Genomic DNA, 12,663 nt, shown 5'->3' on the forward strand with positions numbered 1-12,663 from the left:
GCGCGCGCGGGAGGAGGGGCCGGTGGAGTACCGCGCGGGGTTCCCGTGCCGGTGGAGCGTCACCGGCGCGGACGGGCAGGGCTGGTATCCGGCGGGGGCCGTCCGCGCGCTCGACGCCCACCTGCGGCCGTACTTCCACGGCGACGACGTGGAGGTCGTCGTGCCGGCCGAGCCTCTGACGGTGTCTGTGACGCGCGGCATGGAGTACGGCACGGCCACCGTGCAGGTCACGCCCGCGCCCGGAGAGGTCCAGACGGTCGAGCTGACGCCCGAGCGGATCTACGACGCGGCCGCCCGCGGCTGGTACGGCGGCGACCTGCACGTCCACCTCAACTGGATGGGCGACGCGCCCGCCACCCCCGACCGTGCCGCCGCCGCCCAGCTCGGCGAGGACCTGCACGTCCTCAACCTGGTCGCGGGCAACGTGGCGGGCGAACGCGTCTACGACCGGGAACTCCTCGAAGAGTGGGCAGGGCGGGACCTGCCGTGGTCGGACGGACGCCACGTCGCCCGGGTCGGCGTCGAATACCGCAACGACCTGCTCGGACACGTCACCGCCTTCGGCCTCGCCGGCACGCCCACGCACTTCCACAGCGGTTTCGGCCTCAGCGCCGACGCCCACCCCGACAGCACCCCGCTGACGGAGCTGCGCGGGCTCGGCGGGATCACGGGGTACGGCCATCCGTTCCACACCGACCTGAGCGACACCGACCCGCCCGAGCGGACCGTCGCGGCCGGCCGCAACTGCTCGGCCAGGGAGATCGTGGTGGACGCCGCGCTGGGCCTCATCGACGGCCTGGACGTGCTCGACGAGCAGACGGCGGGCATGAACGGTCAGCCGGGCGTTACGGTGGGACATGAAGCCTCCGTGCGGTGCAGATTCGACACCTTCACCACATCGGAGGCTTCTCCATTGATCAAGTCCCTCTGTTAACAACGCTCGTGGTCACTACACCCAGACGTGTCAGGGCCGGCCTCCGTCATGGAGGCCGGCCCTGGTCGGACGGGCTGTGCCCGCGGGTCAGGTCATCCGGTTAGTCGTCCGCGCAGTTGACCCACGGCCTGAAGGTGGCGGTCCCCGGTCCCGTGGCCGGCACGTTGACGGCCACCAGCCACTCCCCCGAGCTCAGCTGATCGGCGCGGGTGACGGCGATGTTGCCGTGATCGGCGGCGGCGCCCCGGATGGTGTAGCCGAAGCCTCTCGCGCCCGCCGGGCAGCTGATCCGGTAGGTCGACTCACCGGGAGGCGGGGCGACCGCGGCGCCGGTGGACGGGAGCTTCTGGACGGACGAACGAACCATCGGCGCCTGCTGAGCCGCGGGGTCTTGCGGAGCGGCGGACCCGGTGGCGTCCGGGGCTTCTTGCGCCGGTCCGGTAACGCCTTCAGGACCGGTCGGCCCTTCGGACCCGGTCGTTCCGGGCTGAGGCTGAGCGGGCTCACCGGGCTGAGCAGGCTGACCGGGCTGACCGGGCTGTCCGGGTTCGCCGGGCTGGACGAGCTTGCCCGGCTCAGCAGGCTGGCCGGGCTGAGCGGGCTCGCCGGGCTGGCCAGGCTGGACGGGCTTGCCGGGCTGGGTGGACTGGTCGGGCTGCACCGGTGGTGGTGCGCAGGACACGGCCGCGGAGAGCCCGGCGTGCCGGCCTTCGACATTGTGGTGATTCGCGCATTGCGCGGAGCTGGACAGGGCGCTGGAGAACGGCGTGGCGGGCGCGAAGGTCAACAGCGCCGCCAGCGCGTGAGCGACTACTTCCATGAAGCCAGCCTGCGCGCCGACCCGCGAAACGATCTTGGATGACGCGCAACCAGACGGTAATCAGCGTTCTAAGAACATATAACCCGTTGTGCGCACGCACGCCCGATTACACACACCGGCTGAATGCGGCGACAAGAAGAATGCGACAAGGGCCCGGCAATCACCCCACCAAGCCCCGACAATGCCGGCCCCGCCGCTCACCAACGACACGTACGGCGCGATATACGGTATCGCCCGATCGCTCGGCCGGCAGACGGGGGTCCGATGAGCGCGAACACCACCTTGCGTTCTCACACGCGAATTCCGCGAGAAAGAGAGCTCGAGAAGGCAGGGATATTCGGCAGGCATCGCCGGGCATGGCTGCTGGCCGCCGGTTGGCTCGCCCAGGTGGCCTTCCGCCTGCTGCTGTCGGCGCACTCGACCACCCCGCTCCTCGTCCCCCCGGCCTTCTGGCTGAGCGACGATCCGGCGACGAGTCACCGCATCGCGCTCGCCGTCAACGCGGTGATCAGTTCGGCCCTGCTGATCCTCGCTTACGCCGCGCTGCGCCGGCTGGGCCTGTCGAACGGCCCGGCCCATCTGGCCGGGCACCTCATCGCCCTGCTCCCCCTGATCGTGTATTACTCGGGTTTCGCGCTCACCGACGCGGTGCTCCCGGTCGTCGTCCTGGCCTGGTTGTTCGCGATCCACGAATCGCTTTCTCGGAAAAACAGCCGCGCGTACGAAACAGCCTCCAGCGGCATCGCCGTCATCGCTTTCTCCATGGATTCACGGGGTTATCTCATCGCCCTCGTCCAGGCGGCCTTTCTGTGCGTGTTGGCGGTGCGGCGCTCACGCGTGCCGATATTCGCGGGAGGAACGCTGCTCGCCGGCGTGTTCGCCGCCTGGACGACGAACGGCCTGCCGGCCGCCCGCCGAGACACGCTCCCCCTCGGCGATCAGTTGCTCACCCGCCTGACGACGCTCGACGGGCTGGCCTGGACGTTCGGCCTGAGCGCCGGGAAGCTCTGGTATCTGTCCGTCGCCACCTGGGGGCTGGGCGGCGTGGGGCTGATCGTGCTCGCCGCCCTGGCGTTCCGGCGCGGCGGGGCGGAGCCGCTGCGCACGCTCGCCGTGATCGTCCTGGTCACCGTGGCGGGCATCGCCCTGGCCACCTCCGCCGCCGCGCCGGACGACGGCACCGTGGCCGGCTTCGCCTACGGCCGCCCGCTGGCGTGCATGGCGGCGCCGCTGATGATCGCCGCCCTGGTGTTCGCCGTGCGGGCCCGCCCGGACCCGCAACTCCGGACGGTGCTCGGGGCGGTGCTGCTGACCTGTCTCGCCGCCGCCGGGACGCAGCTCTACGCGGGCGAGCGCCTGTGGACGGCCTCCTACACACCGTTCGACTTCCCCGAGATCGGCTTCCTCGTCGCGGACCGGAGCAACCTGCGGCTGTGGTCCGCGACGTACGCGGCGCTCCTGCTGCTCGCGCTCGCGGCGCTGCTGGTCAGGCTGGGCGGGAAGCTCAGGGTGATCGCCGCCGCCGGGCTCATGACGGTCGAGGCGGCCGCGTCGCTGACGGCGGCCACACAGATCGTCCCGCCGGTCGTGGAAACGACTGAGGGCTCCCCCGCGGTGAGCGGGAAAGCCCTGATCGAAGATCGGGTGCGCCGCCAGGGACTCGAACCCCGGACCCGCTGATTAAGAGTCAGCTGCTCTGACCAACTGAGCTAGCGGCGCTGGCAGGAAGGAATATACCGGTGATCCGCATCCTGGTCGAATCGGAATCCGGCGGACATCACCCGCTAGAATAAAGTTCGGCCCGAACGACAGGAGCATTGATGTTCGACTCCCCCGCCGACGTGACGGAGCGGCTCGCCGCCGTCGACTACCTCTCCGACGACGCCATCTCCACCTCCGTGTTCCTGGCCGCGGCGCTGGGCAAGCCGCTGCTGGTGGAAGGGCCGGCGGGAGTCGGCAAGACCCAGCTCGCCAAGGCCGTGGCACAGGCCACCGGCTCCGACCTCGTCCGCCTGCAGTGCTACGAGGGTCTCGACGAGGCCAGGGCGCTGTACGAGTGGAACTACAAGAAGCAGCTGCTGCGCATCCAGGCCACCAGCGCCGACGACGACATCTTCGGCGAGGAGTTCCTGCTGGAACGGCCCCTGCTCAAGGCCATCAGGGCCGAGAGCCCGACCGTGCTGCTCATCGACGAGATGGACAAGGCCGACATCGAGGTCGAGGGCCTGCTGCTGGAGCTGCTGTCGGACTTCCAGGTGACCATCCCCGAGCTCGGCACCATCGTCGCCAGGCGCCGCCCGTACGTCGTGCTGACCTCCAACGCCACCCGCGAGTTGTCGGAGGCGCTCAAGCGGCGCTGCCTCTACCTGCACATCGAGTACCCGACGCCGGAGCGGGAGCGCGACATCGTGCTCGCCCAGGTGCCGACCATCCGCGCCGACCTCGCCGAGCAACTCGCCCGCACCGTCGCCACGCTGCGCTCGCTGGAGCTGAAGAAGGCCCCGTCGGTGGCCGAGACCGTCGACTGGGCCAACACGCTGCTGGCGCTCGGGCGCGACGACCTCGACGAGGCGACGGTGGCGGGCACGCTCGGCGTCGTGCTCAAGCACTCGTCCGACCAGGAGCGGGCGGTCAAGCAGCTGGGGCTCCCCAGTGCCTGAGACCGGTTCGCTGGTCGACCGGCACGTCGGCTTCGTGCACGCGCTGCGCGAGGCCGGGGTGCCCGTGTCGCTGGCCGAGGGGCTGGACGCCGCGCACGCCCTGCGCGTGATCGAGCTGGCCGACCGCGAGTCGCTGCGGGCCGCCTACGCGGCCACGCTGGTCAAGAAGCCGGCCTACCGGCCGGGCTTCGACGTGCTGTTCGACCTGTGGTTCCCGGCCTCCACGACGGGCCTGGCCACCGCGCGCCCCGACCAAGACCTTGATCCGCGTACGGCGTCCGTCAGCGAGCTGCGCGCCCACCTGGCGGGGCTGCTGACCGAGTCCACCGACCAGGAGCTGCGCGAGTTCGCCCAGGACATGGTGGAGCGCTTCGGCCGCCAGCAGGCGGGCCCCGGGCGGCAGAACTGGTTCTCCTACAGCGTCATGCGCGCCCTGTCGCCGGAGACGCTGATGGCGACCATCCTGCGCGAGGTGCTGCAGGGCCGCGAGCGCGGTGGGCTGGCCGAGAAGACCGTGCGCCAGAGGGTCGAGACCAACCTGCGGCGCTTCGAGGACGCCGTCGCCACCGACGTGCGCCGCCGCATCGCCGAGGACTCCGGGATCGAGCGCATCGCCCGCTCGGCCGTGCGCCCGCCACTCGACCAGATCGACTTCCTCCGCGTCACCAAGGCCGACCTGGCCCGGCTGCGCAAGGAGGTGCATCCGCTGGCCCGGCGGCTGGCCGCCCGCCTGACGATCAAGCACCGCAAGGGCAAGCGCGGGCGGCTCGACTTCCGCAAGACCGTGCGCGCCTCGTTGCAGAGCGGCGGCGTGCCGCTGACCACCCACTTCAGGCCGCCGCGCCCGCACAAGCCGGAGCTGGTGATCCTCTGCGACACCAGCGACTCGGTCTCGTCGTTCGCCCACTTCACGCTGCTCCTCACGTACGCGCTGCGCGAGCAGTTCACGAAGGTGCGGGCGTTCGGCTTCGTCGACACCGTGGACGAGATCACCCGGTTCTTCCAGCCGGGGGCCGACGTCGTGGAGGCCATGACCCGGCTGGTGAACGAGGCCGACATGGTGCGCTTCGGGCGGACGAACTACGGGCACGCGCTGGAGCGCTTCGCCGAGCGCTACGGCGACGCGATCGGCCCGAAGACGTCGCTGCTGATCCTCGGCGACGCCCGCTCCAACTACCAGCCGCCCGCCCTCGACGTGCTCAGGTCGCTGGCGAAGGGCTGCCGGCACACGTACTGGCTCAATCCCGAGCCCCGTCAGCAGTGGGACACCGGCGACTCGGTCGCGAGCGACTACGGGACGGTCGTCCCGATGTACGAGTGCCGCAACGTCGCCCAGCTGAGCGCGTTCATCGAGACCCTCGCCTGAGCCTCAGACGCGCTGCAGCTCCCTCGCGGCGGTGCGGGCGAGCAGCTCGATCTGCTCGGCGGTGAGCACGTCGCGGTCGGCGGCCTTGATCAGCCTGGCCGCCGACCGGGGCCGCAGCAGAGTCAGGCCCTCGGCCCGGACGATCCCGCCGCGCCTCGGCAGCACCCCGCAGTGCACCGCCAGCAGGGGCGTGATCGACACCGCGACGCCGGCCTCCCGCGTCAGCAGCTCGGAGAACGCCTCGGCCTGCTCGACCAGGGGCTTGGCGACCTTGGTGCCGTACTTCTCGCCCAGGAACAGCCGCCCGGCGTAACAGGCGATCTCGGTGTCGGGACTCCACGACTCGTTGTCGACGATCCAGACGCCGCCGGGGCCGATCACGAGATGGTCGATGGACGCCTGGCCGCGGATCGCGCGCCCGTCGAGGACGCGGTAGCCCAGCCGGCCGAGCGACCGGCGCAGCAGGCGGCCCGTGATCGCCTCACCGCTGCGCGCGCCCCGCCACACCGCGGTCGCGTGGAAGGAGCGCCAGTCGAGATACCAGTCCACCGCCGCCACGATCGCCGCGAGCACCAGGCCGACCAGGGCCGACTCGCCCGTGAGACCGAACCTCAGCCCCAACGCGACACCGACCACGAACCCCACGGCGGCCTTGGCGATCCGGTATTTACGCCGGTTCGAGGCGTCCTCGCGCCAGAACTTCTCGTACCACCACTGCGGGGAAGACCCTGTGTACTTCTCGTTGGGCTGCACGTAGATAGAGCCACCGGGCACCGCAAACTCCCCGAAAGAGTAGAAGAGTGCGGGATCTGCCACGCCGAAGATCCCTCGCCGGTCAAGTGATACCCGCTCACCAACCAAGGCGAGCCTAAGGTGACGGAATTAGAACCCGCAAGGCCATCAACCGACTAGTCGGTATGCTAAGGCCGGTGACTAGGGGGACGATGTGAAAGACGAACCGGTACGGCAGCGGATTCTCGCCGAAGCGACCCGGTTGTTCGCCGATCGCGGGTTCGAGGCCACCTCGGTGCAGGAGATCGTGGTGTCGGCGGGCGTCACCAAGGGCGCCATGTACCACTACTTCGACTCCAAGGACGACCTGCTGCACGAGATCTACGCCCGCGTCCTGCGCATGCAGATGGAACGGCTGACCCGCATCGCCGACGGCCCCGGCAGCCTCAAGCAGCGCCTGCACCGGGCCGCGGCCGACGTCGTGGAGACGACGGCCGCCAACCTCGACGACTCCAAGATCTTCTTCCGGTCGATCCACCTGCTCGCCCCCGAGACGCAGAAGAGCGTGCGCGCCGAACGCCGCCGCTACCACGAACGCTTCCGCGACCTCGTCGCGGAAGGCCAGCGCGCCCGCATCTTCAGCGACCGCGTCCCGGCCGACCTCGTCGTCGACTACTTCTTCGGCTCGGTGCACCACCTGGGCACCTGGTTCCACGCCGACGGCCCGCTCACCGGCGCCCAGGTGGGCAAACACTTCGCCGACCTGCTGCTCACCTCACTCGGGGCCGGGGACGTCGACGAGTGAGGCCAGCGCCTCCCGATGGTCGCCGGGCGTGCCCAGCGCGATCTCGGTGGCCTTCGCGCGCTTGAGATACAGATGCACGGGATGCTCCCACGTCATCCCGATCCCGCCATGGAGCTGCAGCGCCTCCTCGGCCGCGTGCAGCGCCACACCGGCGTTCCACGACTGGGCCACCGCCACCGAGATCGACGACGGGTCGGAGGCCGCGTTCCTGGCGGCCGCCCTGGCGCGTACGACGTCGAGCCAGAGGTCGGCCAGCCGGTGCTTGATCGCCTGGAACGACCCGATCGGCCGGGCGAACTGGTGCCGCTCCTTGACGTAGGCCAGCGTCGTGTCGAGGCACCACTCGGCCACCCCCAGCTGCTCCGAGGCCAGCAGCCCCGCCCCGAACCGCAGCACCGCCGCCACGTCACAGGCGCCCACCCGCCGGGCCTGCGCCCGGTCGAACGTGACCGTCGCGATCGGCCTGGTCAGGTCGAGCGAGGGCACCACCCGCACCGACGCGCCCTCGACCGCGTACAGGTCGCCGTCCACCGGCACCAGCAGCACGTCGGCCACGTCCGCCCCGGCCACGCCGGTGACCGTGCCCGACAGCCGGCCGTCGTCGACGGACACCGACGCGCCACGCGACGGCGCGTACGGCGAGGCCGTGAACGACACGACCAGCGCGGCGGTCCTGCGCCCCTCGGCCAGCTCGCCCAGCAGCGCGTCACGGGTCGGCAGCAGCGCCCGCGTGGCCAGCACCGAGCTGGTGAAGAACGGCACCGGCGCGACCGCCCGGCCCAGCTCCTCCAGCACCACGGCCACCTCGCTCGCCGTGGCCCCGGCGCCGCCCAGTTCCTCGGGCACCAGCAGCCCCGCCACGCCGATCTCCCCGGCCAGCGTCTTCCACAGATCGAGGTCGTGCGGATCGGACTCGACGCGCTTCAGCACCGCGGCGGGCGGGCAGCGGTCGGCGAGCAGGTCACGCACGGAGGACCTGAGCTCCTCCTCGATCTCCGAATACAGGAGGGTCATCGCGGCAGGTCCTTCCAGGGCACGTCCTTGTCGACGCGGGGCTCCGAGGGCAGGCCGAGCACCCGCTCGGCGACGATGTTGCGCAGGATCTCCGACGTGCCGCCCTCGATGGAGTTGCCCTTGGCCCGCAGGTAGCGGTAGCCGGGGCCACGGCCGTAGAAGTCGACGTTCTCCGAACGGCGGAACGCCCAGTCGTCGTAACCCAGGTCGCGCCGGAACTCCAGGTCGAACCCGGTCACCGCCTGGTTCAGCCGGGCGAAGGACAGCTTCATCCCCGACCCCTCCGGGCCCGGCTGACCGGCCGCCAGCTGCTCACGCAGCCGCGCGCCCGACAGGCGGGTGACCTCGGTCTCCACCCACAGCTCCAGCAGCCGCTGGTGCAGATCGTGGGTGCGCAGCTCGGGGTGCTCCCGCCACGCCTCGACCACCGGAGCCACCATGCCGCCGCCGCGCCGCGCCGGGCCGCCGCCGATGGCGACGCGCTCGTTCATCAGCGTGGTCTGCGCGACCCGCCAGCCGTCGCCGACCGCGCCCAGCCGCAGCTCGTCGGGGAGCCGTACGCCGGTCAGGAACACCTCGTTGAACTCGGCCTCGCCGGTGATCTGCCGCAGCGGCCGCACCTCCACGCCGGGCGCCTGCATGTCACAGACGAAGTACGTCAGCCCGCGGTGCTTGGGCACGTCCGGATCGGTGCGGGCCACCAGGATGGCCCAGCGGGAGTGGTGGGCGCCGGACGTCCACACCTTCTGCCCGTCGACCACCCACTCGTCGCCGTCCCTGACCGCCCTGGTGGCCAGCGTCGCCAGGTCGGAGCCGGCGCCGGGCTCGCTGAACAGCTGGCACCAGATCTCCTCGCCGGTCCACAGCGGGCGCAGGAACCGGCGCTTCTGCTCCTCCGTGCCGAACGTCAGGATCGTCGGCGCCGCCATCCCGAGCCCGATGGCCAGCATCCCGGCGTGCAGCTGACGCGGGGTGTCGGCCAGCTCCCGCTCCACGACCTGCTGCAGCTCCCGCGGCGCGCCGAGCCCGCCCTGCCCCTCGGGGAACCACACCCAGGCCAGCCCGGCGTCGAACCGCGCCCGCAGGAACTCCAGCCGGTCCCCGGCCGGATCATGCTCCGCCAGGAACGCCGCCACCCGCTCCTTGATCTCCGCTTCGTTCACATGTACCTCTTCAGCTCGCGATAGGCCAGGGATCGTTTGTGCACCTCGTCGGGGCCGTCGGCCAGGCGGAGGGAGCGGGCGCCGGCCCAGAGGGCCGCCAGGGGGAAGTCCTGGGAGACGCCGCCCGCGCCGTGCACCTGGACGGCCTTGTCCAGGATCCACTCGACGGTGATGGGAGTGGAGATCTTGATGGCCTGGATCTCGGTGTGGGCGCCCTGGTTGCCCACCGTGTCCATGAGCCAGGCGGTCTTGAGGACGAGCAGCCGGGACTGCTCGATCCTGATGCGGGACTCGGCGATCCAGTCCTGGACGACGCCCTGCTCGGCCACCGGCCGGCCGAACGTCGTGCGGGCCAGGGCCCGCCGGCACATGAGCTCGACGGCGCGCTCGGCCATGCCGATCAGGCGCATGCAGTGGTGGATGCGGCCGGGGCCGAGCCGGGCCTGGGCGATGGCGAAGCCGCCGCCCTCCTCGCCGATGAGGTTCTCCGCCGGCACGCGGACGTCCTCGAAGAGGATCTCGGCGTGGCCGCCGTGGTCGGCGTCGGTGTAGCCGAAGACGTGCATGCCGCGCTTGATGTGCACGCCCGGGGTGTCGCGGGGCACCAGGATCATGCTCTGCTGCCGGTGTTTGGGCGCGTCGGGGTTGGTCTTGCCCATGACGATGAGGATCTTGCAGTTGGGGTTCATCGCCCCGGAGATGAACCACTTGCGGCCGTTGATGACGTACTCGTCGCCGTCGCGGACGATGGAGGTCGCGATGTTGGTGGCGTCCGAGGAGGCCACGTCGGGCTCGGTCATCGCGAACGCCGAGCGGATCTCCCCGTCGAGCAGCGGCTGCAGCCATTCCTTGCGCTGCCACTCGCTGCCGAACATGGCCAGCAGTTCCATGTTGCCGGTGTCGGGGGCGGCGCAGTTGGTGGCGACGGGGGCGATGGAGGGGCTTCGGCCCATGATCTCGGCCAGTGGGGCGTACTGGAGATTGGTCAGGCCGGCGCCGTGGTCCCCGGGCAGGAACAGGTTCCACAGGCCGCGCTTCCTGGCCTCGTCCTTGAGGTCGTCGAGCAGCGGGGGCGGGCTCCAGCCACTGGTGGCGGCCTGTTCCTCGAAGGCGGCCTCGGCGGGATAGACGCATTCGTCCATGAAGCGGAGCAGTCGCTCGCGCAGGTCCTCGGTGACGCTGTCAAAGGCGAAGTCCATGCGGTGAGCCTACCGACCGGCCGGTATGAGTGTCGACCATGAAGTCAGGTGGTTCCCCGTAAAAAGGTGCAGGTGGCCATCAACGGCACACCATGCGGCTCCCTAGGGTGGCCGTCATGACCGAGAAGCTGCCCGCGCCCGTGGTGCTCCAGGACGACGTCGTACGTCTGGAGCCGCTGTCCCTCGACCATGTTCCCGACCTGTTCGCGGCCGGGGGCGGGGACGAGGAGGTCTGGCGCTGGCTGCCGGCGGCGGCGCCGGCCACGGAGGCCGAGCTGGCGAAGATCGCGCGGGGCCTGATGGACGACGACCGGCACGTCCCGTTCGCGGTGGTGCCGAAGGAGAGCGGCCGGGCGGTGGGCTGGACGACGTACGGCGACGTGCCCGGATTCGAGGCGAGCGTCGAGATCGGCTGGACGTGGTACGGCCGGGCGGTGTGGCGCACGGCGGTGAACACCGCCTGCAAGGTGCTGCTCGTCGACCACGCCTTCGCCTGCGGCTACAACCGCGTGCTGCTCAAGACGGACGTGCGCAACGTCCGGTCGCAGAACGCCATCAAGCGCATCGGCGGCGTGCACGAGGGCACGCTGCGCCGCCACCGCCGGCGGCCGGACGGCACGTGGCGCGACACGGTCTGCTTCGGCATCCTCGACGACGAGTGGCCGGCGCACCGGGCCCGGCTGCGGGAAGGGCGCTGACCGCCGGGCACAATGCAGAGATGAGCCTGGATCATCTCGTCTACGCCACCCCTGACCTGGAGGCGACCGCGGCCGAGCTGGAACGGCTGCTGGGCGTGCGGGCCGCGCCGGGCGGGCGGCACCCGGGCTTCGGGACCCGCAACCGGCTGATCGGGCTGGGCGGCCGGAGTTACCTGGAGATCGTGGGGCCCGATCCCGAGCAGGAGGCGCCGGCCGGGCCGCGGCCGTTCGGGATCGACACGCTGACGGCGCCGCATCTGACGGGCTGGGCGGTGGCGGTGCGGGACATCGACGCGGTGACCGCTCGCGCGCGGGAGCGCGGCTACGACCCGGGCGAGCCGGAGGAGATGTCGCGCCGTACGCCGGAGGGCGAGCTGCTGAGGTGGCGGCTGACGCCGCCGCAGCGGGCGGGGCACTCCGGGCTGGTGCCGTTCCTCATCGACTGGGGCGGGGCGCGGCATCCGGCGGACGCCGGGCTGGCGGTGGTCGACCTGATGTCGCTGCGCGCCGGCCACCCCGACCCCGAGGCCGTGCGGCGGGACCTGGCGGCCCTGGACGTCCGGCTCGACCTGGAGGAGGGCCCGAACGCGGGGCTGACGGCCGTGTTGTCCGGGAAGAACGGCCCCGTCACCCTGGCCTGACGCGGGCTACGCGAGCGGGCCGAGCATGCCGGCGAGGAGGTCGTCGATGGCGGCGCGGATCTCCTCCAGGGTCGGCACCGCGCCGGCGCCGCAGACGGCGTCGAACATGAGCCCCTCGGCGTACACGACGAGCTGGCGACTGTGGCGTACGGGGTCGCGGGAGCCCAGGGCGGCCAGCATGGCCACGGCCGGGTCGCGGAAGCGGCGGCCCGCGCGGTCGTAGATCTCGCGCAGCTCGGGGCGGCGGGTCGCCTCCAGCGCCAGCTCGTAGCGGGCGAGCGTGCGCCTGCGGTCGCGTACCTGGATATGCACCGCCTCGGCGATGCGGGCGGGCAGCGAGGTCAGGTCGCGCGTCTCGTACGCCACCGCCAGGGCCGCCTCCTCCAGCTCGGTCAGCCGCGACAGGGTGAGCTCCAGGAGGGCGGCGCGGGTACGGGCCAGGTTGGAGGTGGAGCCGGGCGGCAGGCCCGCGGCCTCGTCGACGGCCCGGTGCGTGAGGCCGCGCATGCCTCTCTCCGCCAGCAGGGTGATGGCGGTGTCGGCGACGAGGTCGGAGCGTTTCACGGGAGCCGATACTACAGGGGTAGTCAGACCGCACTACAGCCGCAGTATCGTTGAACTACAGACGTAG

Annotated in this window: 14 protein-coding genes and 1 tRNA gene; 8 read left to right on the forward strand and 7 right to left on the reverse strand. The window is 71.3% G+C overall.

What is annotated here, in order from left to right; genetic code table 11:
- Positions 1-22 precede the first annotated feature (22 nt).
- The gene (locus C1J01_RS08525; protein ID WP_111177828.1) at positions 23-934 is read left to right on the forward strand and encodes a CehA/McbA family metallohydrolase; all 912 of its coding nucleotides are present in this window, start codon (positions 23-25) and stop codon (positions 932-934) included.
- A 100-nt stretch (positions 935-1,034) separates the two neighbouring features.
- On the opposite strand, the gene C1J01_RS08530 is transcribed toward C1J01_RS08525, so the two are convergent.
- On the reverse strand, positions 1,035-1,301 hold the full coding sequence (locus C1J01_RS08530; protein ID WP_111177830.1) for a hypothetical protein: 267 nt from the start codon (positions 1,299-1,301) through the stop codon (positions 1,035-1,037).
- A gap of 60 nt (positions 1,302-1,361) precedes the next feature.
- Here C1J01_RS08530 and C1J01_RS49015 point away from each other — a divergent pair, with 60 nt between their 5' ends.
- On the forward strand, positions 1,362-1,796 hold the full coding sequence (locus tag C1J01_RS49015) for a hypothetical protein (RefSeq protein WP_146615502.1): 435 nt from the start codon (positions 1,362-1,364) through the stop codon (positions 1,794-1,796).
- A gap of 345 nt (positions 1,797-2,141) precedes the next feature.
- Positions 2,142-3,434 (forward strand): hypothetical protein, encoded by a 1,293-nt coding sequence (locus C1J01_RS08535; RefSeq protein WP_111177832.1) that lies wholly within the window; start codon positions 2,142-2,144, stop codon positions 3,432-3,434.
- Here the strand turns inward: C1J01_RS08535 and C1J01_RS08540 are convergent.
- Positions 3,400-3,473 (reverse strand) — tRNA-Lys (locus tag C1J01_RS08540). The genes C1J01_RS08535 and C1J01_RS08540 overlap by 35 nt on opposite strands.
- A gap of 101 nt (positions 3,474-3,574) precedes the next feature.
- On the opposite strand from C1J01_RS08540, the gene C1J01_RS08545 reads away from it, so the two are divergent.
- Together C1J01_RS08545 and C1J01_RS08550 are read left to right on the forward strand one after the other, a co-directional pair.
- Positions 3,575-4,414, forward strand: a complete 840-nt coding sequence (locus C1J01_RS08545; RefSeq protein ID WP_111177834.1) for an AAA family ATPase — start codon at positions 3,575-3,577, stop codon at positions 4,412-4,414.
- Positions 4,407-5,780, forward strand: coding sequence for a vWA domain-containing protein (locus C1J01_RS08550; RefSeq protein ID WP_111177836.1), 1,374 nt, complete (start codon positions 4,407-4,409; stop codon positions 5,778-5,780). Before C1J01_RS08545 ends, C1J01_RS08550 begins: the two co-directional genes overlap by 8 nt.
- A gap of 3 nt (positions 5,781-5,783) precedes the next feature.
- Here C1J01_RS08550 and C1J01_RS08555 read toward each other — a convergent pair whose 3' ends face one another.
- Positions 5,784-6,554, reverse strand: a complete 771-nt coding sequence (locus C1J01_RS08555; protein WP_111177838.1) for a nuclease-related domain-containing protein — start codon at positions 6,552-6,554, stop codon at positions 5,784-5,786.
- Positions 6,555-6,726: 172 nt separating this feature from the next.
- Between C1J01_RS08555 and C1J01_RS08560 the strand changes: the two genes are divergently transcribed.
- The gene (locus C1J01_RS08560; RefSeq protein WP_111177840.1) at positions 6,727-7,317 is read left to right on the forward strand and encodes a TetR/AcrR family transcriptional regulator; all 591 of its coding nucleotides are present in this window, start codon (positions 6,727-6,729) and stop codon (positions 7,315-7,317) included.
- On the opposite strand, the gene C1J01_RS08565 is transcribed toward C1J01_RS08560, so the two are convergent.
- The 3 genes from C1J01_RS08565 to C1J01_RS08575 are packed head-to-tail and all read right to left on the reverse strand — an operon-like array spanning position 7,288 to position 10,693.
- Positions 7,288-8,331, reverse strand: coding sequence for an acyl-CoA dehydrogenase family protein (locus tag C1J01_RS08565; RefSeq protein ID WP_111177842.1), 1,044 nt, complete (start codon positions 8,329-8,331; stop codon positions 7,288-7,290). The two genes, C1J01_RS08560 and C1J01_RS08565, sit on opposite strands and share 30 nt — an antisense overlap.
- A complete protein-coding gene (locus tag C1J01_RS08570) occupies positions 8,328-9,494 on the reverse strand; it encodes an acyl-CoA dehydrogenase family protein (protein WP_111177844.1) in 1,167 nt (388 codons plus the stop codon). Before C1J01_RS08570 ends, C1J01_RS08565 begins: the two co-directional genes overlap by 4 nt.
- Positions 9,491-10,693, reverse strand: coding sequence for an acyl-CoA dehydrogenase family protein (locus tag C1J01_RS08575; protein WP_111177846.1), 1,203 nt, complete (start codon positions 10,691-10,693; stop codon positions 9,491-9,493). Before C1J01_RS08575 ends, C1J01_RS08570 begins: the two co-directional genes overlap by 4 nt.
- A gap of 116 nt (positions 10,694-10,809) precedes the next feature.
- On the opposite strand from C1J01_RS08575, the gene C1J01_RS08580 reads away from it, so the two are divergent.
- Both C1J01_RS08580 and C1J01_RS08585 read left to right on the forward strand, forming a co-directional pair.
- Positions 10,810-11,391 carry a GNAT family N-acetyltransferase gene (locus tag C1J01_RS08580; protein ID WP_111177892.1) on the forward strand — a complete coding sequence of 194 codons (582 nt, stop codon included), beginning with the start codon at positions 10,810-10,812 and terminating at the stop codon, positions 11,389-11,391.
- Between the two features lie 20 nt (positions 11,392-11,411).
- On the forward strand, positions 11,412-12,032 hold the full coding sequence (locus C1J01_RS08585; protein WP_111177848.1) for a VOC family protein: 621 nt from the start codon (positions 11,412-11,414) through the stop codon (positions 12,030-12,032).
- A 6-nt stretch (positions 12,033-12,038) separates the two neighbouring features.
- Here the strand turns inward: C1J01_RS08585 and C1J01_RS08590 are convergent, their stop codons facing one another.
- On the reverse strand, positions 12,039-12,596 hold the full coding sequence (locus C1J01_RS08590) for a TetR/AcrR family transcriptional regulator (RefSeq protein ID WP_235854334.1): 558 nt from the start codon (positions 12,594-12,596) through the stop codon (positions 12,039-12,041).
- Positions 12,597-12,663 lie beyond the last annotated feature (67 nt).

This window comes from Nonomuraea aridisoli (assembly GCF_003236395.1).
In the GTDB taxonomy this organism is placed as follows: Bacteria; Actinomycetota; Actinomycetes; order Streptosporangiales; family Streptosporangiaceae; genus Nonomuraea; species Nonomuraea aridisoli.